Origin of the sequence: Streptomyces sp. NPDC014894, assembly GCF_043080985.1 — a bacterium.
Classification (GTDB): domain Bacteria; phylum Actinomycetota; class Actinomycetes; order Streptomycetales; family Streptomycetaceae; genus Streptomyces.
Genome location: NZ_JBIBWD010000006.1, coordinates 130,735 through 155,760 on the forward strand (window position 1 = coordinate 130,735; position 25,026 = coordinate 155,760).

General features: G+C 74.3%; 19 protein-coding genes. 2 read left to right on the plus strand and 17 right to left on the minus strand.

Going from position 1 to position 25,026, the window contains the following annotated elements; all coding sequences use genetic code 11:
- Window positions 1–2: 2 nt before the first annotated feature.
- A complete protein-coding gene (locus ACF089_RS16450) occupies window positions 3–2,156 on the plus strand; it encodes a hypothetical protein (RefSeq protein ID WP_392026641.1) in 2,154 nt (717 codons plus the stop codon).
- Window positions 2,157–2,547: 391 nt separating this feature from the next.
- Here ACF089_RS16450 and ACF089_RS16455 read toward each other — a convergent pair whose 3' ends face one another.
- From ACF089_RS16455 to ACF089_RS16485, 7 genes are all read right to left on the minus strand, one after another.
- Window positions 2,548–3,303 carry an SDR family oxidoreductase gene (locus tag ACF089_RS16455; RefSeq protein ID WP_392026643.1) on the minus strand — a complete coding sequence of 252 codons (756 nt, stop codon included), beginning with the start codon at window positions 3,301–3,303 and terminating at the stop codon, window positions 2,548–2,550.
- Window positions 3,300–4,136: a TauD/TfdA family dioxygenase gene (locus ACF089_RS16460; RefSeq protein ID WP_392026645.1), complete on the minus strand. Its 837-nt coding sequence runs from the start codon at window positions 4,134–4,136 to the stop codon at window positions 3,300–3,302. The genes ACF089_RS16455 and ACF089_RS16460 overlap by 4 nt, the downstream gene beginning before the upstream one ends.
- Window positions 4,137–4,172: 36 nt before the next feature.
- The gene (locus tag ACF089_RS16465; protein WP_392026647.1) at window positions 4,173–5,429 is read right to left on the minus strand and encodes an aspartate aminotransferase family protein; all 1,257 of its coding nucleotides are present in this window, start codon (window positions 5,427–5,429) and stop codon (window positions 4,173–4,175) included.
- Between the two features lie 151 nt (window positions 5,430–5,580).
- Entirely contained in the window at window positions 5,581–9,789 is a 4,209-nt protein-coding gene (locus ACF089_RS16470; RefSeq protein ID WP_392026649.1) for an AMP-binding protein, read from the minus strand.
- Complete coding sequence (locus ACF089_RS16475) at window positions 9,786–10,340, minus strand: DUF6309 family protein (RefSeq protein WP_392026651.1); 555 nt, start codon at window positions 10,338–10,340, stop codon at window positions 9,786–9,788. The genes ACF089_RS16470 and ACF089_RS16475 overlap by 4 nt, the downstream gene beginning before the upstream one ends.
- A gap of 16 nt (window positions 10,341–10,356) precedes the next feature.
- Entirely contained in the window at window positions 10,357–11,160 is an 804-nt protein-coding gene (locus tag ACF089_RS16480) for a phytanoyl-CoA dioxygenase family protein (RefSeq protein WP_392026652.1), read from the minus strand.
- A gap of 140 nt (window positions 11,161–11,300) precedes the next feature.
- Complete coding sequence (locus ACF089_RS16485; protein WP_392026654.1) at window positions 11,301–12,530, minus strand: MFS transporter; 1,230 nt, start codon at window positions 12,528–12,530, stop codon at window positions 11,301–11,303.
- A 628-nt stretch (window positions 12,531–13,158) separates the two neighbouring features.
- On the opposite strand from ACF089_RS16485, the gene ACF089_RS16490 reads away from it, so the two are divergent.
- Window positions 13,159–14,775: a flavin-containing monooxygenase gene (locus ACF089_RS16490; protein ID WP_392026656.1), complete on the plus strand. Its 1,617-nt coding sequence runs from the start codon at window positions 13,159–13,161 to the stop codon at window positions 14,773–14,775.
- 10 nt (window positions 14,776–14,785) lie between these two features.
- Here ACF089_RS16490 and ACF089_RS16495 read toward each other — a convergent pair whose 3' ends face one another.
- From ACF089_RS16495 to ACF089_RS16540, 10 genes are all read right to left on the minus strand, one after another.
- On the minus strand, window positions 14,786–15,127 hold the full coding sequence (locus tag ACF089_RS16495; RefSeq protein WP_392026658.1) for a DUF427 domain-containing protein: 342 nt from the start codon (window positions 15,125–15,127) through the stop codon (window positions 14,786–14,788).
- 7 nt (window positions 15,128–15,134) lie between these two features.
- A complete protein-coding gene (locus ACF089_RS16500) occupies window positions 15,135–16,019 on the minus strand; it encodes a hypothetical protein (RefSeq protein ID WP_392026659.1) in 885 nt (294 codons plus the stop codon).
- Window positions 16,016–17,842 carry a GMC family oxidoreductase gene (locus ACF089_RS16505; protein WP_392026661.1) on the minus strand — a complete coding sequence of 609 codons (1,827 nt, stop codon included), beginning with the start codon at window positions 17,840–17,842 and terminating at the stop codon, window positions 16,016–16,018. Before ACF089_RS16505 ends, ACF089_RS16500 begins: the two co-directional genes overlap by 4 nt.
- Window positions 17,839–18,279 carry a hypothetical protein gene (locus tag ACF089_RS16510; protein WP_392026663.1) on the minus strand — a complete coding sequence of 147 codons (441 nt, stop codon included), beginning with the start codon at window positions 18,277–18,279 and terminating at the stop codon, window positions 17,839–17,841. Before ACF089_RS16510 ends, ACF089_RS16505 begins: the two co-directional genes overlap by 4 nt.
- A 201-nt stretch (window positions 18,280–18,480) precedes the next feature.
- Window positions 18,481–18,678 (minus strand): acyl-CoA carboxylase subunit epsilon, encoded by a 198-nt coding sequence (locus tag ACF089_RS16515; protein WP_392026664.1) that lies wholly within the window; start codon window positions 18,676–18,678, stop codon window positions 18,481–18,483.
- A 47-nt stretch (window positions 18,679–18,725) separates the two neighbouring features.
- Window positions 18,726–20,309 (minus strand): acyl-CoA carboxylase subunit beta, encoded by a 1,584-nt coding sequence (locus tag ACF089_RS16520; RefSeq protein ID WP_392026666.1) that lies wholly within the window; start codon window positions 20,307–20,309, stop codon window positions 18,726–18,728.
- 34 nt (window positions 20,310–20,343) lie between these two features.
- On the minus strand, window positions 20,344–21,270 hold the full coding sequence (locus tag ACF089_RS16525) for an MBL fold metallo-hydrolase (RefSeq protein WP_392026668.1): 927 nt from the start codon (window positions 21,268–21,270) through the stop codon (window positions 20,344–20,346).
- Window positions 21,263–22,489 carry a ketosynthase chain-length factor gene (locus ACF089_RS16530; RefSeq protein ID WP_392026670.1) on the minus strand — a complete coding sequence of 409 codons (1,227 nt, stop codon included), beginning with the start codon at window positions 22,487–22,489 and terminating at the stop codon, window positions 21,263–21,265. Before ACF089_RS16530 ends, ACF089_RS16525 begins: the two co-directional genes overlap by 8 nt.
- Entirely contained in the window at window positions 22,486–23,754 is a 1,269-nt protein-coding gene (locus tag ACF089_RS16535; RefSeq protein ID WP_392026671.1) for a beta-ketoacyl-[acyl-carrier-protein] synthase family protein, read from the minus strand. Before ACF089_RS16535 ends, ACF089_RS16530 begins: the two co-directional genes overlap by 4 nt.
- Before the next feature lie 101 nt (window positions 23,755–23,855).
- On the minus strand, window positions 23,856–24,998 hold the full coding sequence (locus ACF089_RS16540) for a hydrolase (protein ID WP_392026672.1): 1,143 nt from the start codon (window positions 24,996–24,998) through the stop codon (window positions 23,856–23,858).
- Between the last annotated feature and the right edge of the window lie 28 nt (window positions 24,999–25,026).

The following is a 25,026-nucleotide window of genomic DNA, read 5'->3' on the forward strand; positions in this document are numbered from 1 at the left end:
CCATGTCACTGGTGCGCGCCGAAGCCGATCTGATCCGACTCTGCGGTACGGCGGGTCTGAACGACGGCCAACAGGCCCTGCTCCGCGCGCTGCTGACGGCCTGCGACCCGGACGCGGTCCTCACCCGGCACGCCGCGAGCGCCCCCACCGCGATCGCCGCGCTCGCCAAGGCGCGCACCGCGCTGGCCTCGCGCTCCCTCAAGGGCCGCAAGGAACTCCAGCCCTACCCCAAGCTCGCGCTGGAAGCCCAGCGGGACGCCCACGCGGTCCTCGCCTCCGTACGGGGAACGCTGCCCCGCGGGGCGGTGGACGGCGCAGTCCGGCTGCTGGGCTCGATCGTGGCGGGAGGCAGGCCGGGGCTGACCGACGCCGACGACTGCGCCGGCCTCGCCGCCCGGCTGGGCCGGGAGGTGTCCGCCGTGCACACCGCCGTCACGGACGCGTTCGCCGCCGCCTGGGACGGCTCCCCCGACGCGGAGACGCGGGACCGGCTCGCGCTGGAGGCCGCCACGCTCTGTCTGCTGCGCGGCCGCCACCACGACCGGCTCCAGGAGGACGTCCGGGCGGCGCTCAGCCGGGGACCGCTGGACGGCGCGCGGCTGACCGGAGTGCTGCTCCCCGCCGAACGGGAGTTCCGGGTGGCGGTCGTCGTGGAGGGCGCCGCCCGGCTGACCTCCCTGGCCGGCCTCATGGACCCGGCCGCGCGGCCCGTCGTGCTCTCCGTCGACGATCTGGCCGGCGGTCCGAACGGCGGTCCGGCCGACGGCTGGGGGCGCGGGAGCGCCCAGCTCCGGCAGTTGGCCGCGTACGCCCGTGACGCCGCCGCCCTGCACCACGCCTGGTCGGGCGACCGGAGCCACAGCCACGCCCTGCTCGCCCTCCGGGTGCGGGCGGTCGATCTGGGGGCCGCCGCCCTGCGGGGCCGCAGGGATGTGCTCGAACTCCTCGACCAGTACGTCGCCGGGCAGCGCATATCCGGGATCCGGCTGCGGCCCGAGACCCTCGCCCACGACGAGCGGACCGGCCGCAGCCTGCGGCTGTCCGTGCCCGCGATGGGATCGGGAGTCGTCCAGCCGCTCAACACCCACTGGCCCAGGGCCCTGCGCGAGAGCCTGCGCACCGCCCATATCGCCCGCGCCACCGAGGCGCCGCTCGCCGCGGCCGGTCTCTGCTGGGCCGCCCTCGAAGCCCTTGAGGTGAAGGAGAGGGAGGGCGGCCCGCTCCTGCTGGCCCGCGCCCTCAGCCTCCAGGCGCTGCGCCAGCAGATCGTCGCCCTCCACCAGGAGCTGCACACGGCCGTCCCGGCGGCCGTCACCGCGGCCCGTACCGCCCTGCGGGCCGCCCGGGGCCGGGCCGCCGCGCTCGACCGGGCCGTGGGGAAGACCGCGAGCGCCGCGTCACCCGACCCGGGCAGGGCGAAGCCCGGGGTCGCCGCCTCGTCCGACCGGGCCGTACGGGGAGCCGGAGGCGCCGCCCCGGAGCTGGCCGCGAAGGCCGCCGCCGCCCACGCCGCCGTACGGGAGCACGAGGCCGCGCTCGCCCGCGCGCTCAGGGCCCGGGACAGCCGTGCGGTCCTCGACGCGTGGACCGGGGCCGGGGAGAACGGACGCCTGGAGGACCTGGACCGCTGGCTCGACGCGCTGGCCCCGCGCGCCGGCGCGGAACCGGCCCTGCGCGAGGCCGCCGACGCGCTGGCCGCCGTCGCCGATCTGACCGGCGGGAGCGTCGCGGCCGGCGTCGACCTGTGGCGGGCACGGCTGGCGGACCCCGCCCGGTGCGCCCGCTGGCTCACCGGCGCGGAGAAGCGCTTCGCGGCGGCCCTCGGCTGGCTCTACGTGCTGCGCAACACGGCCCTGCACGACGGCCGGTTCATCTCCGACACCGATCAGCTCGACGTTCACGCGGGGCGCGCCCTGGTGGATCTCACCCTGGAGTTCCTGGGCAACTGGTACCGGCACGCCGTGGTCCACGCGCCCGACCGGGCCGGCTGGTCGGCCGTCGCCGTGATCGAGCACCTCGCCGACCGGCAGCTGTCTCTCGTCGCCGAGCTGGGGAACGGCTCCCGGGAGCCGTGGAACGTGACCCGTATGACCAGCCCCACCTCCACCGGATGGGACCGAGTCCGGGGGACGGCCGCCGGACCGGACGGGGGATGACGGGAGGCCGGAGCCGACGAGAGCGGGAATGTCCTGCCGATTGAACGAGCACGCCGAGACGGCGGCCAGGGGCTCGAACCCTGATCTTTCCCTGGTGAGCCGGCGCGATCGCGAATCGCCGCACCTGACGTGCTCCGGCTCTCAACGGCGGCCATTCTACGGCGATCCGGCCGGCTCCGACAGCCCCGGCCCGACAGCCTGAGCCGTCAGGCCCCCGGGACCTGACGAGCCCGCCCGACGGGCCACGGGGATCCGTCGGGCCCCGGACCCGACAGGCCCCGGACCCGACGGGCCCGGGGCCGCCGTCCCCGGCAGCCCCGGCCCGCCGGCGCGAGGGCCGCCGACCCACCCCACGGCGGCCGGCGGCCCCGTCCCCTCAGCCCCTGCCGATTCAGCCCCTGCCGATGTACGGCATGGTCGTCGGCATGACCGTCAGGAACTGCACATTGGTGTCGAGCGGCATCGACGCCATCAGCAGCAGCGACTCGGTGAAGCGCTCCACCGGAATGGTCGCCTCCACGGCCATCGAGCCGTCCGCCTGCATCGCGGGCGGCTGCGGACTCCCGTCCATCGGGGTCACATTGCCGACGTCGATCTGCCCGCAGGAGATCCCGTACGGACGCCCGTCCAGCGACAGCGCCCGGGTCAGCCCCAGCACCGCGTGCTTGGCCGTGGTGTAGGCGATGGCGTTCGGCCGGGGCGAATGCGCCGACGGAGCGCCGTTGTTGATGATCCGCCCGCCCTGCGGCGACTGGTCCCGCATCATGCGGAACGCCTCCTGGGCGCAGAGGAAGGTGCCGGTGACGGTCGTGTCCATGATCCGGCTCCAGTCCCCGTACGCCACCTCCGTCACCGGTTTGCGCGGCACGGCCGCGCCCGCGTTGTTGAACAGCAGGTCGAGCCGGCCGAACTGACTCCGTACCGCCTGGAAGAGCGCGGCCACCTCGGCGGGCTCCCTGATGTCCGTGGGCACGGCGATCACCCGGTCCGGACCGGCGCCCGACGCGGCGATCGTCTCCTCCAGCGCCTCCTTGCGGCGGCCGGCCAGCGCGAGCGACCAGCCCCGGTCGAGCAGCGCGAGCGCGCAGGCCCGGCCGATGCCGCTGCCTCCGCCCGTGACGACCGCGATCCCGCCCTCGGCGCTCATCGGGCGTTCATCCAGACGCGCAGCATCCGGCGGGGCGTGGCCGGCTCGTCGACGTACGGCGAACGCCCGTGCAGCACCCGGCTGTTGCGGATGACCAGCAGATCGCTCGCCTCCAGCTGGAGCCCGAAGGCGATCTCCGGCCGGTAGAGCACCTCGTCCAGATAGTCGAGGGCCTCCAGCCGCCGCTCGTCCAGCTCGGCGGAGGCCCGTACCGTGCGGGTCTGGTAGTAGCAGCAGACCTTCCCGTCGTCCTGGGTGAACAGGATCGGGGAGACGACCTGCTGCGGCCCCGCGCGGCCGGCCCGGTCGAAGGTCCACTCCTCCTTGAGCAGGCCGAGCACGTCCGGGCGCTCCTGCTCGATGATGTCGTGCACGTGACGGGCGCTCGCCAGCTTGGTGTTGCCCCCGCCCCGGGTCGCCGGCCGCAGACAGAGCAGCACGAGCAGATCACAGGTGTCGCAGTGGAACCCCAGCTCGGTGTTGCCGTCGCCGTCGCGATCGCGCAGCACCTGCGTCAGATCCCCCCGGGCGTTCTGCGGGACGATCTCGCCCAGGTCCCGCAGGACGAACGACAGGGCGGTGACGATGGACTCGTCGGGCGCGTCCGGGTCGATCAGATTGCGGACATGCGCGAACCCCACCGCCTGGACGCTGTCGTGGATGGACGTGCGCAGCTTCTCGCGGACCGGCGCGGCCGCGTCCCAGCGCTCGGCCACGGAGTCGGTCCACAGCAGCCGCCGGTCCTCGTCCGGCAGCGGCGTCGACCAGACCTCGCGCCGGGAGTTGAGGTACTCACTGGTCCAGCCGATGTCGTCGAGTGTCTTCTCGGTCATGTCGTGATCAGTCCTTTCAACGGCGGAACGGGCTCGCTACTCCGTCGCGGCGGTGACGGCCGCGCTCCACAGGGTCAGTGCCTCGTCGATCTGCGCGGCCGTGACGACCAGCGCCGGGATCATCCGGATGACGTTGCCGTGCACACCGCAGGGCAGCAGGAGCAGCCCGCTCTCGGCGGCGGCGCGCTGGGCCCGCTGGGCGGCGGCCGCGTCGGGGGAGCCGTCCGGGCGGCAGAACTCGCTGCCCGCCATCAGCCCGAGACCGCGTACATCGGCGATGACGGGGGCGTCGGCCGCGATCTTCCGCAGCCCCGCCGTCAGCCGCTCGCCCTGCTCGGCCGCGTTCTCCACGAGCCGCTCGTCGCGGATGACGTCCAGCGTGGCCAGGGCGGCGGCGCAGGCCACCGCGTTGCCGCCGTAGGTCCCGCCCTGCGAACCGGGCCAGGCCTTGGCCATCAGCTCGGCCGGCGCGGCGATCGCGGACAGCGGGAAGCCGCTGGCCAGCCCCTTGGCCGTGACCACCACATCGGGGACGAAGCCGTCGGTGTGCTGATGGGCCCAGAACTTCCCGGTCCGGCCGAAACCGGTCTGCACCTCGTCGAGCACCAGCAGGATCCCATGCCGGTCGGCGCGCTCGCGCAGCCCGGCGAGGAAGCCCGGCGGGGCGGGCACATAGCCGCCCTCCCCGAGCACCGGCTCCAGGAACATCGCGGCCGTCTCGGCGGGCGCGCTGACGGTGGCCAGCACATGGTCCAGCCCGCGCAGCGCGTACTCGACCGCCTCCTCCTCGCTCATCCCCAGCCGGAAGGCGGCCGGGAAGGGGGCCACCGCGACCCCGGGCATCAGCGGGCCGATGCCGGCCCGGAAACGGCTGCCCGCGGTGGTCAGCGCGGCCGCCCCCATGGTGCGCCCGTGGAAGGAGCCGTCGAACACGATCGCGTTCGGGCGGCCGGTGGCGTGGCGGGCGAGCCGCAGCGCGGCCTCCACCGCCTCGCTGCCGGAGTTCAGATAGAAGACCGAGTCCAGGCCGGGGGGCAGCACCTCGCCCAGCCGGTCGGTGAGATGGAGCAGCCGGTCGTGCAGCACGGTCGTGTACTGACCGTGGATGAGCTGTCCGGCCTGCTCCCGCACGGCCTCGACCACCCGGGGGTGGCAGTGTCCGGTGCTGGTCACGCCGACCCCGGCGGTGAAGTCGAGATAGCGCCGTCCGTCGGCGTCGAAGAGGTGCATCCCCTCGCCGCGGGTGGCGACGACGGGCGTGGCTTGCTTGAGCACCGGGGAGAGCTGGGGCATGGGCTGTCACCTTCTGTTGAACGTGCTGGTGGTTCGGTGGTCGGTGGGCGCGCCGGAGCGGCGCGGTCGAACTGCGGGGACGGACGGACGGGCGGGTACGGGGGACGGAATCGGGCGGACGGGTACGGGCGCGTACGGGGTCGGCGGTGCGTCAGGTCAGCTGGGGCGAGGCGACGGTGGCCGGGAGGAAGCCGGCGGCGGACGCCCAGCTCAGGGCGGCGGACCACCACTGCGGCGTCGGCGCGGCGAACCGCACGCCGAGCCGGTCGAGCACCGACACCGTCCAGGAGCTGTCGACCGCGACATTGCGGTCGCCGAGCTGGGACCAGGTGGACGCCAGCCGGGCCGTGGTCGGATCGTTCCGCTCGGCGCGGGCCAGCGCGGCGGCGAACGCCGCGTCGTCCGTCAGGGTGATCGGATAGCCGTGGTCGATCATCCAGGCCACCAGCTCGTCATGGGTGACGGTGTGCGGGGTCTCCACGTGATAGACGCCCGGCGCGGCGTGCGGATGGGCCGCGATCGCCGCGATCCCCGCCGCGACCGTGTCGACGTGCGAGAACTCGAAGGTGGTCGACGGCCGGCTCGGGGCCGCGCCCGCCAGCACATAGCCCCGGACGACCTGGTAGATCCGGTTGTCCTGGACATTGCGCTGGAACGCGCCGGTCCGGCTGTCCGCCGCGATGTGGCCGCTGCGGTGGATGTACGCCTGCCGCCCCGAGGCGGCCCAGGCGCGCACGGTCTCCTCGGCCCGGAACTTCGCCCGCTCGTACGGGGTGCGGAAGGTCTGGCCGATCCGCAGATCGGCCTCGCTGAAGCGGCGCGCGGGCCCGTCCACACCGCCGGAGACGGCGAGCGTGGAGACATGGTGGAAGCGCGCCCCGGGCGCCTGGTCGTCGATCCAGGACAGCAGCCGCCGCACCGCCGCGTTGTTGGTCCGCTCCAGCTCGACGGGGGAGGCCACCAGCCGGACGTCGGCGGCGGCGTGGACCACGACCTGGGCCTCCCGGGCCCGGGCCAGTCCGGCGGCGGAGAGCCCGAGGCCCTCCCGGTCTATGTCGCCGGCGATGACGTCCTCGCCGCCGAGCCGCCGGGCGGCCGCGGCGTCGCTCTCGCCGCGCACCAGACAGGTGACCCGGGCGCCCCGCCCGGACAGTTCGGTGAGCAGATGCCCGCCGAGATAGCCGGTGGCGCCGGTGAGCAGCACCCGGGCCGGCTCGCGCACCACCCGCCAGCCGCCCCGGGGCGGCACGGCCCCGGTGTGCAGCAGCTGGCCGGAGGTCGAGACGGCGGCCCGTACGGGGGGCAGCGCCGGGGCCTCGGCGAGGGCCGCCACCGAGCGGGCGAACGCGGCGCAGATCCGGTCCGCGCTCTCGTGGGACAGCCGGGGCCAGGCGTAGACCAGATCGGTCACCAGCCGGTCCCCGACGATCCGGGCCGTGAGCCGGATCCGGTAGAGCGAGTCCCCGGAGGGGCAGCGGGCCGCCCCGGCCTGCTCGGACGCGATCGACCACTGGAGGGAGGGCTCGTCGGAGAGCCGGAAGGTGCCGAGGAAGTTGAACCCGGCCTCCGGACGGCCCCCTTCGACGTCCATCGGCAGCTGGGGCGCGCGCCGCAGCCGGTCCTCCGCCTCGGCCGCGCGGCCCTGGGCGCCGTCGCCGTCGACGGGCACCCACTTCACGGCGGTGAACCAGCCCACGGTGTCCAGATAGCGGCCGTCCGCGCCGCCGGTCGCCCGGCCGTGCGTCTCGACCTCCACACCGAGGCGGCGCTGACCGCTCCACCCCGCGACGGCCTGGGCGAACTCCGTCAGGAGGACCGCCTCCAGCCGCTGGGAGCGCCCGTACCGCTCGGTCAGCCGGGCGGTCGCCCGCTCGCCGAGGCTCCAGACCAGCGTCGCCGGCTCGGTGCCGCCGGTCGCGTCGTCCACCGGCAGCCGGGGCGCGATCGCGTCCTGTACGGCGGTGGTCGGCGGCGTCGCCGAGGCCCAGGCGTAGAAGTCGGCCGTCGGGGGCAGTTCGGCCGTCTCGCCGGCTCCCGCCGCCCGGTAGGCGCAGGCGAGATCGTCCAGCAGGATCCGCCAGGACAGCCCGTCGACCACCAGATGGTGGGCGATGAGCGCGATCCGGTCCTCCACGCCGTCGTCGCCGCGGAAGAGATGGACCCGCAGCAGCCGGCCGGCCTCCGGGTCGAGACTGCGGTGCAGTTCGGTGCAGACCTCGCCGACCGTCTCGGCGAGCGGGTCGGAGGCCCGCAGCGAGGAGTGGGACACCGCGTCCGGATCGGCCTCGGGCAGCGGGTGCCCGGGTCCGTCCGGGCCGACGGGGGTGCGCAGCGCCGGATGGCGGCGCAGCACGGCCACCACGGCCGCCGAGAGGGCGGCCGGGTCGACGCGCACCCCGCAGCGCAGCGCCACGGACTGGTTCCAGTGGCGCGGGTCGCCGACGGGCTGCCGGAAGAGCCACCGCTGGGCCGGGGCGAGCCGCCGGTCACCGGTCGCGGTCCGTTCGGCGCCCGCGCCGGGCTCGGCCGCCCGCCCCGCCCGGTTCCGGGAGGCGAGGGCGGCCGCCGCCAGCCGGGTCGGCGTCGGGTGCTCGTAGAAGTCCTCGAACCCGACCCGGTGTCCTCGGCGGCGCAGGAACGCGATCGTCCGCATGGCCAGGATGGAGTCCCCGCCCAGGCTCAGCACATCCGCGTCCGGGTCCACGAGGGGCACCCCGAGCCCGTCCGCCCACAGCTCGGCGACGGCGCGGGCGAGCGAGGTCCCGTCCGGGCCGGTCCCCTCGCCGCGTCCGGCGCGCGCGCCGCGCGCCCGGGTCTCGATGAGCCCGGTCACCACGGCGCCGAGGCGGTCGCGGTCGAGCTTCCCGTTCGGGCCGATGGGGAAGCCGGGCACGGCGAGGATGGGCTGCGGGACCGAGTAGACCGGCAGCCGGTCGCGGAGATGGGCGCGGAGCGCGGCGAGGGTCTCGCTCTCGCCGTCCGGGCCGGACAGCGTCACGGCGGCGAGCAGCTGGCTGCCGGCCGGGGTGGCGCGGACGATCACCGCGGACTGGCCGACGCCGGGGAACTCCTCCATCGCGTGCTCTATCTCGACGGGGTCGACCCTGAAGCCCCGGACCTTCACCTGGCGGTCGGAGCGGCCGACGAAGACGAGATTCCCGTCCGGTCTGCGGCGGCAGACGTCCCCGGTGCGGTACATCCGCCGGCCGCCGAGGCGGATGAAGCGGCGCGCGGTCTCGGCCGGGCGGCCGAAGTAGCCCGCGCTCACCCCCCGCCCGCCGATGTGGAGTTCGCCGACCGCGTCGTCGGGCGCGAGCTGGAGGTCGACCTCGCCGATCGCCGTGCCGATGGGCACGGTGGCCTCGTCCGCGGGCAGTTCGCCGACGGAGGCGGCGAGGAAGCAGGTCGCGCCGACGGTGGTCTCGGTCGGCCCGTAGTGGTTGGCGACCCGTGCCGCGACGCCCTGTTCGAGCAGGCTCGCGGCGAGCGGCCTCGGCAGGGCCTCGCCGCCGAGGATCACCGTGCCGAGCGCCGGGCTGTCCGCCGGGCGGCCCGCCAGCAGCGCCGTCAGATGCGACGGGGTCGTCTTCAGGACCGACACCCCGGCCGTGCGCAGCGCGGCCCAGAAGGAGTCCGGGTCGCGCACCCGGTCGTCGGGGACCAGATGCACGGATCCGGCGGTCGCGAGCGCGAGCAGCCAGGCGGTGTGCCCCAGGTCGGCGGCGAGCGTGGTGACATGGGCGACGCACGGCGCGTCCGCCTCGGTGAGACCGAGCCGGGCGCTGAGCGCGTGGGCGTAGTGGACGGTGTTGGCGTGGGTGACGGCGACGGCCTTCGGCTCCCCGAGGGAGCCGGAGGTGAAGGAGAGGTACGCCACCGACTCCGGCGGGCAGCCGGCGGGCGGCGCCGCCCCGGCCCCGTCCGGGCCGTCAGCGCCCCCTGGACCCTCCGGGCCCTCCGTGAGCGCCCCGGGGTCGATCACCTCGGTCCGGTACGGCTCCGGGGCCCGCAGCTCCTCGCTCGTGCTGAGCGCGCAGCGGGCCTCGACGGCGTCCAGCCGTCTGCGGACGTCGGCCGTGCTCCACCCGGGGTCGATCATCACGGCGGCGGCCCCCGAGCGCAGTACGCCGAAGAGCAGGGCGCAGACCCGGGCGTCCCGGGCGCCGAAGACCGCCACCCGGTCGCCGGGGCCGGCCCCGAGCGCGGCCAGCCGGGCCGCGACCCGGCCGGCCGCGGTGTCGAGGGCGCGGTAGTCGTAGCTGCGCACCCCGTCGCTGAGCGCGGTCCGGTCCGGGTGGTTCAGGGCGTTGCGGGTCAGCAGCTCGGGCAATGAGGCGGCGGATCGCATCGCGCGCGTCATGTTCGTAGACCTCCGGTCGTGGCCTGGGGTGCGATGTCACCGGCGATGAAGACGGTCAACTCCTCCTCGGTCGGCAGCCGTCCGCCCAGTTCCAGCGCGATCATGCGGTGCAGCCCGTCGAGGTGGAAGAGCCCCTCGTGGTCGGTGGGCAGTCCCGCGTAGTCCTCGTGGGGCAGCGCACGGGTGCTGAGATAGATCGAGCTGGGCCGCGCGTCGCGGAACCGGTCGAGCTTGGCCCGGCAGACCGGGTTCGCCTCGGACCACTCCGGCTCGCGCGACCGCAGCAGCCGTACGGCCCGGCCGACGGTCAGCCCGGAGCGCGGCACCAGCTCGCACCCCCCGCCCTCGCTGAGATGCCAGGGCAGCATGACGTCGCGCACCTCGGCTCCGGAGAGCCGGGCCCTGGACCAGCTGCCGAAGGTCTGGTCGGCCAGCTCCAGGGCGTTCACCGCGTCCTGGTTGGTGTTCGCCTCGTGTTCCCGCTCCACCGGGTGATCCCGGCGGAACTGGGCGCACACCTCGTCGAAGGTGACCGAACTGACGACATACATGCTGGACGCTTCCTCCTCATGCTGATGGGACGTACTCGGTGAAATGACGCTCCGAGAACAGCTCCGGCCAACGGCCGCCGTCGAGTTCGAGGTCCCGGGCCCGGGCGAGCATCTGCCGCCAGTAGGGCTTGACGGGCCGCCAGCGGGCGCCCGTCTGGCAGTAGGACGCGTCGACGAAGTAGCGGGGGCGGGCGGACTCGCTGGGGCTCGGGGCGGCCCTGCGCGCGTGCAGCAGCGCCGAGTTGATCAGCAGAGTGGTGCCGGGGGGCAGCTGGTCGATCACGATCTCGCCGGGCAGCTCGTCGGTGCCGAGGTGGGCGAGGGCCGACTTGTCGCGGGGTTCGAGATGGGAGCCGGGCAGCAGGGCGAGGCTGCCCACCGTGCCGTCGAGGCCGCCGAGGTAGTGCAGCGCGTGGACCATCAGCAGATCGGGGTCCGACGCGTCGTTCTGCTCGTGGTCGTGGTGCCACGGCTTGCCCGGCATCCCGGGGTTGTGCCGGTCGCTGTGCAGATGGTGGAAGACGAAGGGATCGTCCATCAGCTCGGAGAGCACCCGCATCAGCGGCTCATGGGTGAGCAGTTCGCCGTGGGCGGGCAGCTCCAGCTCCATGACGGGCGGCGGCGGGGCGCCGGGGGAGGGGTCGAGGCAGGCGGCTATCGAGCGGGAGCGCAGTCCTTCGTCCACCCAGTGGTCGACCTCGGGCTTGAGCCGGTCGCGCAGCGACTCGGGCAGTAAACCGGGCAGTACGAGGTAGCCCGATTTCGCGAACTGTTCCCGCTGAGCCGGGACGGTCCCGTTGCTGTCGAAGAACAGTGGCATGGGGGATCACACCCTTTCCGGTGATGATGATGCCGTGTACGCCGTGGTGGCGCGGTCTGTTCGGGGAGACCGCGTCCGGCGGGTCGTCTCGCTCCCCCGATCCGCGGTTCCATACGGGGGACATGCCGTAAATCTGATGATCAACTCCTGCCGGCGGTCGAGGAGGTCGGCTCGCTCAGCGGTGTGTACCGGGTGGCGAGCGCGATGAGGCACTGGATGACGGCGATCACCGCGAAGAGCGTCGTCGCTCCGAACTCGGTGAGCAGCCAGCTGCCGATCAGGGCGCTGAACGGGATGGCGGCGAAGGGGATGGCGCGCTGGAGCCCCACCACCCGGCCCAGGAAGGCCGGGTCGACCGCGCCCTGTCGATAGGTCCGCCACGGAACGATGAAGGCGGAGGTGGAGGCGCCGGCCAGGAACCAGCAGGCGATGAGCACGCCGACCTCGGTCGAGATCGCCGGCAGCAGCAGCGCCACGCCCATCACCGCCCGCGCCGTCCACATGATGCCGTTCGCGTCGACTCTGCGCATCAGGGCGGGCGCGGTCGCGGCGCCGAGGATCGCGCCCAGCCCCTGGGCCATGGTGACGACCGCGAGCGACACCGGTATCTCCCCGTCCGGGCCGGCCATGATGAAGATCAGGTTGGCGGCGGCGGCGGGGAAGGCGAAATTGCCCGCGGTCAGCAGGACGGTGGCCCACAGCATCCCGCGGTCGGACACGATCAGCCGCATCCCGGCGAGGGAGTCCGGCTTCATGGACCGGCACGCCTCGGCGAGCGAGGTGAGCAGCCGCCGTCCGGTCGGCACCACGGCGGTGGCGGCGATCAGGGCGGCGGAGACCGCGAACGAGATCCCGTTCGCGAAGCTGGCGGCGGTCGGCCCCAGCAGGGTGACCACCGCGACGCCCGCGACCGGGCCGAGGGTGCTGAGCGTGGCGTCCGCGCCCTGCACCCAGGCGTTCATGGCGGGCCGCCGCTCCTTGGCCACCCGCTCGGCGAGGAAGCCCTGGAAGGCGGGGAACGAGAACGGCCGTACGCAGCCCAGCAGAAAGGCGGCCGCCATGATCAGCACGACCGACGGCTCGAAGAGGCACATCACCCCGATCCCGGCGACGATCACCGCCGAGACCACATCGCAGAGGATCATCAGCTGCCGGCGGTCCGCCCGGTCGGCGACCACCCCGCTGAACATTCCGATCACCACGAACGGAATGAACTCGACCGCGTAGGTCAGCGCCGTGGAGATCGCCGATCCGGTCAGCTGGAGCACCAGGATCGGCAGGGCGAAGCGGAAGATCCAGTCGCCGCTGCTGGAAACGATGAACGCGGCCCGCAGTAACGATTCGTCTCGGTGCCGTACGTCCTGGCTCATGACGCATCGGCAGTGGTTTCGGGCAGCGGTCCGCGACCGCGACCGCCCGAGTTCGATTCCCTGTCATGTCGTGCGCAGCGCAAGCGTGCCCCCGCGTGATCACCTGAAGGATCTGGCCCGGTCGTCTCCGTCCCGCCCGTCCGGGCGCGGCGCGCCCGCAGGCGCGGTGGTGCGGTGGTGCGTCCGGCCGCCCCGGCCGGGCGGGGCTCAGGGCGCGCAGCCGGCCCGTGGTCGCCGGCCGCGCCCGGCACGCCGCCGGTCCGCCGGGGAGCGGGGGGCGGAGCTGGGCGGGGGGAGCGTTCCGGTGCCGCTCATCGATGGCCCTTCCGTGTCGTGTTCCGGTCCCGCCCGGGGCGTCACGGCCTCCCTCGGGCACGGCCCCTCGAAGGCGGGCCGCCGCTACAGCTTCTCCCGGGGAAAAGGCTCAGGGCATCGTGGAAAACCACGAGCCTGGCCCCTCCGCTTCATGAGCGGACTCTCATCAATCCGCCCATTTCGTGCATCGTTCGCGCCAACCGCGCGGCATTCTCCGCCTAACTGACCGCTGCCGGTGGCGGCGGACCCCGGATCGGCGCAGCATCGTCCGCTACCGGCCACCGGCCCCGTCACTCCCCCCACAGGAGCCCCTATGGACACCCTGCCCGGATCCGCCCCCCGACGGGTCGACGCCATCGTCGTCGGCGCCGGACTCGCCGGCCTCTACCAGCTCCACCGGCTGCGCGAACTGGGACTGAGCACCCGGGTCTTCGAGGCCGGCGACGACATCGGCGGGACCTGGCACTGGAACCGCTATCCCGGCGCCCGCTGCGACATCGAGAGCCTGTCGTACTCCTACTCCTTCTCCCCGGAGCTGGACCAGGAGTGGGTGTGGAGCGAGAAGTACGCGGGCCAGCCGGAGATCCTGCGCTACATCCACCATGTCGCCGACCGGTTCGGGCTGCGCGAGCACATCACCCTGCGCACCCGGGTCACCAGAGCGGTGTACGACGAGGGCGACCGGGTCTGGGAGATCTCCACGGACACCGGCGAGACGGTCACCGCCCCGTACGTGGTGATGGCCTCCGGCTGCAACTCCACCCCCAAGGACCCCGGCGTCCCCGGCGCCGACTCCTTCGCCGGACCGGCCTACCACACCGCCCGCTGGCCCCGGGAGGACGTCGACCTCACCGGACGGCGGGTCGCCGTGATCGGCACCGGCTCCTCCGGGGTGCAGCTCGTCCCGGTCCTCGCCGGGCGAGTCGCCGAGCTGACCGTCTTCCAGCGCACCCCGGCCTACGCGCTCCCCGCCCACAACCGCCCGCTGACCGAGGCCGAGATCGCCGAGCACAAGGCTGGCTACCCCGAGTTCCGCGCCGCGCAGCGCCGCTCCAAGGGCGGCAGCGTCGTCACGATGCCGACCCGCTCGGCGCTGGAGGCGACCGAGGAGGAGCGCACCGCCGCCTATGAGGCGGGCTGGCGGTCCGGGGTGCTCAGCGGTCTGCTGCGGTCCTTCACCGATCTCCTGGTGGACCGGGCCGCCAACGAGACCGCCGCCGACTTCGTCCGCGGCAAGATCGCCTCGATCGTCACGGACAGCAGCACCGCCGAGGCGCTCATGCCGCGCACCTTCCCCTTCGGCACCAAGCGGCCCTGCCTGGACACCGGCTACTACGCCGCCTACAACGACCCGCGGGTGACGCTGGTGGATCTGAACCGCACCCCGATCGAGGAGATCACCCCCAAGGGCGTGCGGACCGCCGACCAGGAGCGGGTCTTCGACGCGATCGTCTTCGCCACCGGCTTCGACGCCCTGACCGGGGCGCTGACCTCCGTGGAGATCGTCGGCAAGGGCGGGGCGACGCTCCGCGAGAAGTGGGCGGACGGCCCCCGGACCTATCTCGGGCTGGTCTCGGCGGGCTTCCCCAACCTCTTCACCGTGACCGGGCCGCTCAGCCCGTCCGTCCTCACCAACATGATGGTCTCCATCGAGCAGCATGTGGAGTGGATCACCGACTGCGTGGCCCATCTGCGCGCGGGCGGGTTCACGGAGATCGACGCCACCCCGGAGGCCGAGGAGGAGTGGGGCGCCCATGTCGCCGAGATGGCGGCCCAGACGCTCTACCCGGCCGCCGACTCCTGGTACCTGGGGGCCAACGTGCCGGGCAAGGCGCGCGTCTTCCTCGCCTACGTGGGCGGCGCCGACCGGTACCGCGAGAGGTGCGACGCCGTGGCCCGCGACGGCTACGAGGGCTTCGTCCTCTCCTGAGCGCCGCCCGTCACGCGCCGGCGCCGGGCGGCACGACCTCCGTGTCGTAGAAGCAGAAGTGGTCCCTGATCGCGGCCACCTCCGGCTTCGGGTCCGGATACGCCCAGACCAGATCGTCCGCGCCGGGCGCCGACCAGTAGGCCGCGTCGCCCTTGAAGGGACAGTGGGTACGGGTGTCGGAGCGGGTCAGCAGCTCGGTGCGGACGTCCTCGGCCGGCAGGTAGTACCGGACGGGACAGCCCGTCTCGCGCAGGACCAGCGGCCGGCGGCTCTCGGCGAGCAGCCGGCCGTCCCGTACGACGCGCACGTGCTCGCCGCCCCGCTCGACGGTGATGCGATGTCCTGGAGTCATGTCTTCCTCAGCGTGTGGGCGCGGTCGCTTGTTCCCGCGCCCGGGGGACGTAGTAGGGCCGATTGTGGGCCGCGACCGGCGCCGACTGATACGTCCACACGCCGGCGGCGGGCGCGTCGCCGACGAGGGCGGTCACCTCGGCCCCGACCGGCGAGGAGGGAGCGTGCACCCGCAGCCGCACCCGGCCGGCCGCGCCGTCCCCGGTCAGCGGGAGGTACTGGTACGGCTGGTAGACGTTGAGCGGGCCGGCCAGCGGCCTGCCCTCCGCGTCGACCCCGTACCCCGTGATGGGCGTGTTGTTGACCGAGATCCGGGGCAGACCGGTCAGATCGGCCGAGAAGGAGAGCAGCACCCGCTCCCCGCGCTCGATGCCGTCCCCGGCCGCCGACAGCACGGCCTCCTTGCAGACGATCTCCCAGACATCGCCCCCGGGGCCGTTGGGCGAGGGGAGCGTCACCTCGAACCAGGCCGGATACTTCGGCTCGCCGTAGAGCGCGGTGCCCGCCGCGATGGCGAGCGCGCTGTCGCACAGCACATGGAGCCGCGCGATCCCGAGCAGCTTGGTCTGGTCGTACCCCCGCGCGTACTCCTCGTACGACAGCCGGGCGAGCCGCCCCCCGCTCGCGGCGGGGCGGGCCACGACGCTGTACTCGATCTCCTGGATCACCGCCCCGCCGTTCGGATACTGGGCGAAGTACAGCTGGTGGTTGAGCGTCACACAGGCCCGGCCGCCGAAGTCGGCCGCGCGCAGATCGGGATGGCGCTCCGCGAGCAGCGCCCGCACCGGCGCGGGATCGACGAGGAAGTCGAGCCCGATGTTGTGCAGGGCCCCGTAGTGGAAGGGCAGCAGATACGGAGCGGCCACGGGCGGCAGGGTCGGCTCGTCGGTCACGGGAGGTCGGTCTCCTCGGAGATCGGGGACACCCGCGAGCGGCCGAGGGACGGCAGGGCGAGCGCCCGGTGCCGCTCGGTCAGCTCGCGGTGGATCCGCTCGGCGCTGCGCAGGGTGAGCGCGGCCATGGTCAGGGTCGGGTTGGAGGTGCCGAGGGAGGGCATGCTGCCGCAGCCCACCGCGTACAGATTCGGGTGGTCCCAGCAGCGCTGCCAGGAGTCGACCACGGAGTCGGCCGGACCGTCGCCCATGATGTGGGTGCCCGCGCCGTGGCCCGCGCCCCGGTAGACATAGCCCCGGCCGCCGTGGGCGAACCAGCCGGGCGCGGCCGGCCCCGGTTCGTACCGGGTGTGGTCCTCCGCCCCCAGCAGGGCGAAGATCTGGTCGGACACCGCCTTCGCCGCGACGATGCCCTCCTTCACATGACCGGACAGGTCATAGGTGATCAGCGGTCGCGGCAGCCCCAGCGGATCGGGGCGGCCGGGGGCGAGCGTCACCCGGTTGGCCGGGTCGGCGCTCTGCTCCATCTCGAACTGGAGGGCGAACTGCCGTCCGGCGCGGTCCCCGACGGCCCGGCGCAGCTCCCGGCCGAACAGCCCCCGGCGGAGCTGCTCGTGCACCTCGGCGTCGGGCGGGCCCACCGCCCAGGTCCAGCCCCAGTTGCCGATCTCGACGCGAAACGGCGCGCGGGCCGCCCGCGCCGGGCCGAAGCGGAAGCCCTCCAGCCCGGAGGTCGAGCCCGGTCCCCGGTACGGTCCGGTCGGCCGGGGCAGCAGTCCCCAGGTGAGCAGCACCGGATGGTCCATCAGATTCCGGCCCACCTGGTCGCTGGAGTTCGCCAGGCCGGAGGCGAGCAGCAGCCGCGCGTTCTCGATCGCGTGCGCCGCGAGCACCACCGTGTCCGCGGTCGCGGTGTGCCGGACGGCGGAGCCGGGCCGCGCCGGATCGCCGTACCGCAGATACTCCACCCCGGTGACCCGGCCCGAGGCGTCCGCCCGCACCCGCGCGGCCACCGCCCGGGTCAGCAGCGCGACGCTCGGGCCCCAGTGCCGCTGGGTGCGGGCCGGGGTGTACTTCGCCCCCGTCGGGCAGACCGGGATGCAGCTCGCGCTGCCCTGGCACGCCGGCCCGTGCTCCCGGGTGGCCTCGGTGTTACGCGCCTGGGGCGTGCCCACCACCCGCAGCTCCACCGGGTCGGGGCGGGCCGGGTCCAGGGCGTGCCGGCCGTCCAGCCGGCCCGCCAGCAGCCGGTCGAGATGGCTCGCGGGGACCGGCCGGTGCGGGAAGGCATAGCCCTCCGGCAGCGGCAGCCCCACCCGATCCCGCTGCTCCGCCGCGTCCCCGGCGACGCCGAGTTCGCGCTCGGCGGCCCGGTAGTGGGGCTCCAGCTCCTCGTAGCCGATGGGCCAGTCGCGGCCGTAGCCGAAGCGGGCGGTCCGGAAGTCCTCCGGGTGCATCCTCGGGGCGAGACCGGTCCAGGCCGTGCCCGTACCGCCGTTGACCCGCACATAGCCGCTCGCGTACGGCAGCGGGCCGTTCTGGAGGAGGTGGCCGTCCGCCCGGTAGCCGCCGCCCGGGAGGCCGCGCAGATCCAGCACCTCGGGGGAGGGGACCAGCGCGTTCGCGGCGATCGCCGCGCCGGGGACCTTCACGGCGGCCGCCCGGAACCGCTCCGCGTCCACGGCCGGCCCGCCGTCGGCGTCGCCCACGCCGGCCTCCAGCACCAGGACGCGCCAGCCGCGCTCGCCCAGCCGCCGGGCGATCAGCGAGCCCGCGACGCCCGCGCCGACCACGATCACATCGACGTGCTCCGGCCCGCTCAACGCCCCTCGCCCGCCGTCGGCCCGGCGGGCGGGCACGCCCAGGAGCCGGGGCCCGGCCGGGCCGTCCCCGGCGGCTGCCCGCCGAAGCTCCGCCACACCAGCCCCCGCGCGTAGGCCCGCGCCGCGACGGGCGGCGGCGGGCCGTCCGGCCCGGCCGGACCCGGCCACGCCCCCGCGTACCAGAGCAGGCAGATCGACCGCGCCAGCTCGCGCAGCCCCTCGTCCCGCCCGATCAGCTCGTACGGGTCGGCGGCCGAGGCGAGCAGCCCGGCGTACTGGGCCGGATCGGCCCGCCGCACCGTCTGCGCCCGGTGCTCCGCCGCCATCCCCGTCTCCGCCAGCTCGGCGGCGTCGAATCCCGTCAGCGCGGCGGAGAGCGCGAGGAACCGCGCCTCCTCCGCCGATCCGCCGGCCCGCTCCCCGACCGTCGACGCCATCGCCGCCGTCCCCCCTCGTCGCGCCGCCGTGCCGCCCGCCCCCGGGCCCGCGGTCTCCGCCGTGATCTCTACCTCGGCCGCCGCGAGTTCATGCCTCGGCGGATCGCCGAGTGTGAGCGCTCCCCGACCCACCGTGACCGCGATCCCGCTGCTCCCCGGCCGGGCCCCTCGCGCCCCGGCCCGAGGGGCCCGGAAGGCCCCTCAACTCCCCCCGTGCCAGGTGCGCGGGCCGTCGAAGACGTTCGCGCGCTCCGGGCGGCGCCAGGGGGCCGCCCGGCGGTGGGGCGGGGGAGGGGGACCGGCGATCGTGAGGCGGGCCATGAGGACCGCGGTGACCGCGGCCAGCTCCTCGGGGCTGGGACTGCCCCGGTCCACCCTCAGCACCGACGCGTCCGGCATGCCCGTTCCTCCTTCTGTCACCGCGGCTTCTCTCACGGGGGCTTCTGTCACTGCGGCGGATTCCCGTGCTTGCGGCGCGGCAGCCCCGCGTCCTTCGCGGCGAGCATGGAGAGCGCGCCGATCAGGGCGGCGCGGGTCTCCCGGGGATCGATGACATCGTCCACGAGCCCCCGCTCGGCCGCGTAGTACGGGTGCATCAGCTCCCGCCGGTACTCGTCGATCTTCTGGGCGCGCACCGCGTCGGGATCCCCGGACGCGGCGATCTCCCGCCGGAACACCACATTGGCCGCGCCCTCCGCCCCCATCACCGCGATCTCGTTGGTGGGCCAGGCGAAGGCGATGTCCGCGCCGATCGACCGCGAGTCCATCACGATGTACGCCCCGCCGTACGCCTTGCGCAGCACCACCGAGATCCTCGGCACGGTCGCGTTGCAGTACGCGTAGAGCAGCTTCGCCCCGCGCCGGATGACGCCCTCGTGCTCCTGCTCCACACCGGGCAGGAACCCGGGCACGTCGACCAGCGTCACCAGGGGGATGTTGAACGCGTCGCAGAACTGCACGAACCGCGCCCCCTTCTCGCTGGCCCTGATGTCGAGCACCCCGGCCATGGACGCGGGCTGATTGGCCACCAGCCCCACCACCTGCCCGCCCAGCCGGGCCAGCGCGCACACCAGATTGGGCGCCCAGGCCGCGTGCACCTCCATGTACTCGCCGTCGTCCGCGAGTTCCTCGATCACCGCGCGGATGTCGTACGAGCGGTTGCCGTCCGCCGGGACCAGATCGAGCAGCGCGTCGCCCGGCCGGTCCTCCGCGCGCGGGGCGGGCAGCGAGGGCGGCAGCTCACGGTTGTTCGACGGCAGCATCGACAGCAGATACCGCACCTCGGCGAGGCAGCTCTCCTCGTCGTCGTAGACGAAGTGCGCCACCCCGGACCGCTCCGCGTGCACATCCGCGCCGCCGAGGCCGTCCATGGTGACCTCCTCGCCGGTCACCGCCTGCACCACGTCCGGACCGGTGATGAACATCTGGGCGATGCCCCGCACCGCGAAGACGAAATCGGTGAGCGCCGGGGAGTACGCCGCGCCCCCGGCGCACGGGCCCAGCATCACGCTGATCTGCGGAATCACCCCGGACGCCCGGGTGTTGCGCCGGAAGATGCCGCCGTATCCGGCGAGCGCTGAGACGCCCTCCTGGATCCGCGCCCCGGCCCCGTCGTTCAGCGACACCAGCGGCGCGCCCGCCGCGATGGCCATGTCCATGATCTTGTGGATCTTCTCGGCGTGCGCCTCGCCCAGCGCCCCGCCGAAGACCCGGAAGTCATGGGCGTAGACGAAGACCGTACGGCCCTCCACCGTGCCCCAGCCCGTGACGACACCGTCCGAGTACGGCCGTCTGGCCTCCAGTCCGAAACCGCTCGCGCGATGTCTGCGCAGCGGCTCCACATCGGCGAAACTGCCCTTGTCCAGCAGCAGTTCGATCCGTTCGCGGGCGGTCAGCTTGCCCTTGGCGTGCTGCCGGCCGGTCGCCCCGGGATCCGGCCCCTCATGGGCCAGCTCCCTGATCCGGTGCAGCTCCTCCACCCGGGCCCGCACCCCTGGGGACGACGCGGGGGACGACGACGCAGTGGCCATGACGGACTCCCTCCCTTCCGTACGAACGGATCGGCTAGGCGTGGCACGCCGGCAGCCCCCCGTTGAACTCCACCATCTCGTTGAAGACGGCGACGACGTCCAGCGGACGGGCGAGCTGTCCGGGCTCCAGCTCCAGCCAGGCCCGGTGCAGATTGCCGACCAGCCGCTCCGGATCGAGCAGCCCCGCGAACGCGCCCGGATCACAGCTCCGGGCGGTCTCCATCGGCGTCAGCCCGCGCTCGGCGCCCTCCGCCGCGGTCCGCGCGAGCCAGCGCAGATACTCCTCGGTCGCGTCGAAGGCCTCGGGCCCGGCGAGCGGGCCGTGACCGCCGACCACGGTCCGCGCGCCGAGCCCGCGCAGCCGCTCCAGCGTGGCCAGGGAACCGGCGACCGTGCCCATCAGCACGAACGGGGTGCACCCCGGCATCACGATGTCGCCGGTGAACAGCACCCGCTCCTCCGGCAGCCAGACCACGGTGTCGCTGCGGGTGTGCGCGGGCCCGAAGTGCAGCAGCTCCACCCGGCGGCCCTCCACATGGAGGGTGAGGGAGCCCTCGTACGCGACGTCCGGCAGCACCACCTCGACATCGCCCCACTCCACGTCCGGCCAGAGCCGGGCCAGCCCCAGCCCCGCCTCCGCCATCTCCGCCCGGGCGCCCGCGTGGCTCACCACCGTGGCCGAGGGCCCGAACACCCCGTTCCCGAAGGTGTGGTCGCCGTGGAAGTGCGTGTTGACGACCGTCCGGCGCGGGCCCGCCGCCACCGAGTCGACGGCGTCCCTCAGCCGCAGCGCCCGGCGCTCGGTCGCCGCCGTGTCCACGACCACCGCGGAGTCCCCGGCGACGATCACCCCCGCGTTGTTGAGACACCATCCGCCGTCCGGCTGGAGATACGCGTGGACCCCGTCGGCCACCTCCACCAGCCGTGACCCCGACAGGTCCGCCGCCCGGCCGTCACTCATCGCGCACCGACGTGACCACCACGGCCGAGTTGAAGCCCCAGCGCCCGCGCGCCAGCACCAGGGCGGCGCGGGCGTCCGTCGGCCGGGGCGTCCCGCGCACCAGGTCGACGCCGTACTCCTCGGGGACGCCGCCCGGGTAGCCGACCGCCGGGACGACCCCGTCCCGCAGCGAGAAGAGCGCCGTCACCACGTCCAGCGGCCCGCCGCCCGCGTACAGCCGCCCGGTCATCGCCTTGGGGGCCGCGACCGGCACGCCCCGCGCGCCGAAGATCCCGCTGATCGCCTCGGCCTCGGCGGCGTCCAGCCGCGGGCTGCCCGCCGCGTCCGCGAACACGACCCCGATGTCCGAGGGCTCCAGCCCGGCGTCCTCGATCGCCAGCTCCGCCGCCCGCCGCAGCGCCGGGGGGCCGTCCGTGCCCGGCGGCGGGTCGAAGGTCGCCGCGTAGCCCGCGAGTTCGCCGTACGCCCGCCCCGCGCCCCGGCGCAGGAACGCCGTCTCGTCCTCCATCACCAGGAACGCGCCGCCCTCGCCCGGCACATAGCCGTCGGCCGCCGCCGCGAACGGCCGGTACGCCTCGGCCGGATCCGCGCTCGCGCTGATCAGACCGCTCGACAGATGCGAGGCCCAGCCCCAGGGATCGAGCGCCGAGTCGACGCCCCCGGTCACCACCACCGGGGTGCCGAGCCGGACCGTCCGGCGGGCGTGCCCCAGCGCGTCCAGTCCGCCGGCCTGCTCCGCGACGAGGGCCGCCCCCGGGCCGCGCAGCTTGTGCCGGATGGAGACCTGGCCGGTGTTGACCGCGTAGAACCAGGCGAACGACTCGTAGACGCTGACGAACTCGGGCCCCTTGGACCAGAGGTTCGCGAACTCCCGGTGGGTGAACTCGAAACCGCCCGAGGCGTTGGAGGTGATCACCCCCACGTCGTAGACGTCCAGCTCGGACGGCTCCACCCCGCCGTCGGAGAGCGCCCAGTCGGCGGCGACCAGCGCGAGCCGGGTGGAGACGTCGGTCTGCGGCAGCAGCCGGTTGGGAAGGTGCTCGGCGGGATCGAAGTCCAGGATCTGCCCGGCCAGCGCCGAACGGTACCCGGAGGCGTCGAACCGGGTGATCGGGGAGATCCCGCCGCGCCCTTCGAGGGTCGCGCTCCAGAACTCCTTGGCGCCGAGCCCGTTGGGCGACACCACTCCTGTGCCGGTGATCAGCACCCGCTCGCTCATGCCGTTGACTCCTCTGTGCGCCGCAGCACCATCGCGCTCTGGAACCCGCCGAACCCGCTGCCCACCGTGAGCACGTTCCGCAGATCCGCCTCGCGCGCAGTGAGCGGCACATAGTCGAGATCGCACTCCGGGTCCGGCTGGTGGAGATTGGCCGTGGGCGGTACGGCGCCGTGCTTCAGGGCCAGGATCGAGGCCGCGATCTCGATGGAGCCGATCGCGCCGAGGGAGTGCCCCACCATCGACTTGATGGAGCTGACCGGCACCTCGTAGGCGTGCGGGCCGAGGCTGCGCTTGAAGGCGGCCGTCTCGTGCCGGTCGTTCTGCTTGGTGCCCGAGCCGTGCGCGTTGACGTAGTCGATGTCCTGCGGCGCGAGCCGGGACTCGTCCAGGGCGGTGCGGATCGCCTCCGCCATCTCGGTGCCGTCGATCTTGAGCCCGGTCATGTGGTACGCGTTCAGCCGGGTCGCGTACCCCGCCACCTCGGCGTAGATCGGCGCTCCCCGGCGGCGCGCGCTCTCGTACTCCTCCAGGACGAACATCGCCGCGCCCTCCGCGAGCACGAATCCGTTGCGGGAGATGTCGAACGGGCGCGAGGCGTGCGCGGCGTCGTCGTTGAGCGAGGTGGTCGCCTTGATCGCGTCGAAGCAGGCGGCCACGATCGGGGTGACGGGGGTGTCGGTGGCCCCAGTCACCATGACGTCGACCGTGCCCTCCTGGATCAGCCGGCAGGCGTAGCCGACCGAGTCCAGCCCCGAGGTGCAGCCGTCCGACACCAGGGAGACCGGGCCGCCCGCGCCGACCGTCCACGCCACCTCGGCCGCCAGCACGCTGGGCACCATGTGGTCGAACATGTGCGGGCTGAGATAGGCCGGGTCGACCTCCCAGTCCCGCCCCCGGTCCGAGAGGACCAGATACTCCTGCTCCAGGGAGGTGGCCGCGGCCACCGCGCTGCCCAGACTCACCCCGACCCGCTCCGGGGCCAGCCCCGCGAAGTCCAGCCCGCTGTCGGCCACGGCCTCCCGGGCGCACACCACGGCGAACTGCGCCGCCCGGTCCATCCGGCGGATCTCCCGAGGCGACAGACCCTCCAGCACCGGATCGAAGTCGATCTCCCCGGCCACCCGGGAGCGGCAGCGGGAGGCGTCGAAGAAGGTGATGTTCCGGGTGGCGGTGCGGCCGGACACCAGCAGGTCCCAGAACTCCTTGGCGCCGGAGCCCCCCGGGGCCCGCACCCCGAGGCCGGTGATCACCACTCGGCGGTTCATCGCGGGCCCCCGGGCGTTCCCCGGTCCCGGCCGGCCCCGGCGGGGACCGTCGGCGGACGGTGGACGAGCAGCATCAGAATCGTTTCCTTCCTCATTCGCTTTCACGACACCTCCAGCGCGGCCGACTGCCGTACATGGGCGCTCGCGACCGCCGGGAACTGGAGGCCGCTGTGGCCCGACCCCGAGACGACGTCGCGCCAGAACCGCTGCATCTCGTCGGACTCCGACTGGCCCCGGCTGCCGGACGAGCGCATCAGCCGGTCCACCGCGCCCGCGAGCAGCTCGGCCGCCAGCGCGCAGTCCCGGCCGTTGCGGGCCGTCAGGACCGGATCGGCCCCGCCCGCGTCGAGCACCGAGGCCACCCGCTCCAGCAGCAGCCCCGCCGCGTCCGTCTCCCCCTCCGAGCGCGCCAGGACCAGCTCGTACGGGATCCTCTCCGGCGCGCCCGTGATGGCCGCGGCCGGTCCCGCCAGCCGCCGGGCGGTCAGCGCGGCCCAGTGGCGCAGCGCCCCCCGGGCCGCCCCGAGCAGCGGGGCGGTCAGGGTCAGCCCGTTGGCGGCCTTCATCGGCACGCGGTGGCAGGGGGCCTCGGCCCCCTCCGCCGGGCCGGCCAGCAGATCGGCCAGCGGCACCGAGCGGCTCTCGGGCACGATCACGTCGTCCAGGGTCAGCGTGTTGCTCCCGGTGGCCCGCATACCGGTGTTGAACCAGGTGTCCGCGATCCCGTAGTCGCCGCGGGGGACCGCGAAGAAGCGCGGCTCGCGCTTCTCGCCCGTCACCGCCAGCGCGCACACCAGCGCCCACTCGGAGTACGCGACCCCGCTGACGTACGGCCACTCGCCGCGCACCCGCCAGCCGCCGGGCACGCGCTCGGCCCGGCCGGAGGGGGCGAGCGCTCCCACCACGACCGTGTCGGGGCCCTCGTGCCACAGATCGTGCCGGCCCTCGGGCGGCAGATGGGCGGCGAGCCGGCCCACCCCCGCGGCCAGCGAGGCGAACCAGGCGGTCGAGGTACAGCTCTCGCCCAGCTCCGCGACCGCGTCGAGCAGCGGGCGGAAGCCGCCCGCCGCGCCGCCCCAGCGGGCGGGTACGAAGTGGCGGGCGAAGCCCGCCTCGATGACCAGGCCGACGACGTCCGGCGTCAGCTGCCGGGCGGTCTCGGCCTCGGCCGCCCGTTTGGCGGCCAGCACGGCGACGTCGCGCACGGCGTCGGCGGACAGCGTTGTCGGGCGGGTCTGTGGCATGGATGGCTCCCTGGGATCCTGGTGAGCG

Coding starts and splice junctions, on each gene's coding strand:
- ACF089_RS16450 (WP_392026641.1), top strand. CDS start 3: ATGTCACTGGTGCGCGCCGAAGCCGATCTGATCCGACTCTGCGGTACG.
- ACF089_RS16455 (WP_392026643.1), bottom strand. CDS start 3,303: ATGAGCGCCGAGGGCGGGATCGCGGTCGTCACGGGCGGAGGCAGCGGC.
- ACF089_RS16460 (WP_392026645.1), bottom strand. CDS start 4,136: ATGACCGAGAAGACACTCGACGACATCGGCTGGACCAGTGAGTACCTC.
- ACF089_RS16465 (WP_392026647.1), bottom strand. CDS start 5,429: ATGCCCCAGCTCTCCCCGGTGCTCAAGCAAGCCACGCCCGTCGTCGCC.
- ACF089_RS16470 (WP_392026649.1), bottom strand. CDS start 9,789: ATGACGCGCGCGATGCGATCCGCCGCCTCATTGCCCGAGCTGCTGACC.
- ACF089_RS16475 (WP_392026651.1), bottom strand. CDS start 10,340: ATGTATGTCGTCAGTTCGGTCACCTTCGACGAGGTGTGCGCCCAGTTC.
- ACF089_RS16480 (WP_392026652.1), bottom strand. CDS start 11,160: ATGCCACTGTTCTTCGACAGCAACGGGACCGTCCCGGCTCAGCGGGAA.
- ACF089_RS16485 (WP_392026654.1), bottom strand. CDS start 12,530: ATGAGCCAGGACGTACGGCACCGAGACGAATCGTTACTGCGGGCCGCG.
- ACF089_RS16490 (WP_392026656.1), top strand. CDS start 13,159: ATGGACACCCTGCCCGGATCCGCCCCCCGACGGGTCGACGCCATCGTC.
- ACF089_RS16495 (WP_392026658.1), bottom strand. CDS start 15,127: ATGACTCCAGGACATCGCATCACCGTCGAGCGGGGCGGCGAGCACGTG.
- ACF089_RS16510 (WP_392026663.1), bottom strand. CDS start 18,279: ATGGCGTCGACGGTCGGGGAGCGGGCCGGCGGATCGGCGGAGGAGGCG.
- ACF089_RS16515 (WP_392026664.1), bottom strand. CDS start 18,678: ATGCCGGACGCGTCGGTGCTGAGGGTGGACCGGGGCAGTCCCAGCCCC.
- ACF089_RS16520 (WP_392026666.1), bottom strand. CDS start 20,309: ATGGCCACTGCGTCGTCGTCCCCCGCGTCGTCCCCAGGGGTGCGGGCC.
- ACF089_RS16525 (WP_392026668.1), bottom strand. CDS start 21,270: ATGAGTGACGGCCGGGCGGCGGACCTGTCGGGGTCACGGCTGGTGGAG.
- ACF089_RS16530 (WP_392026670.1), bottom strand. CDS start 22,489: ATGAGCGAGCGGGTGCTGATCACCGGCACAGGAGTGGTGTCGCCCAAC.
- ACF089_RS16535 (WP_392026671.1), bottom strand. CDS start 23,754: ATGAACCGCCGAGTGGTGATCACCGGCCTCGGGGTGCGGGCCCCGGGG.
- ACF089_RS16540 (WP_392026672.1), bottom strand. CDS start 24,998: ATGCCACAGACCCGCCCGACAACGCTGTCCGCCGACGCCGTGCGCGAC.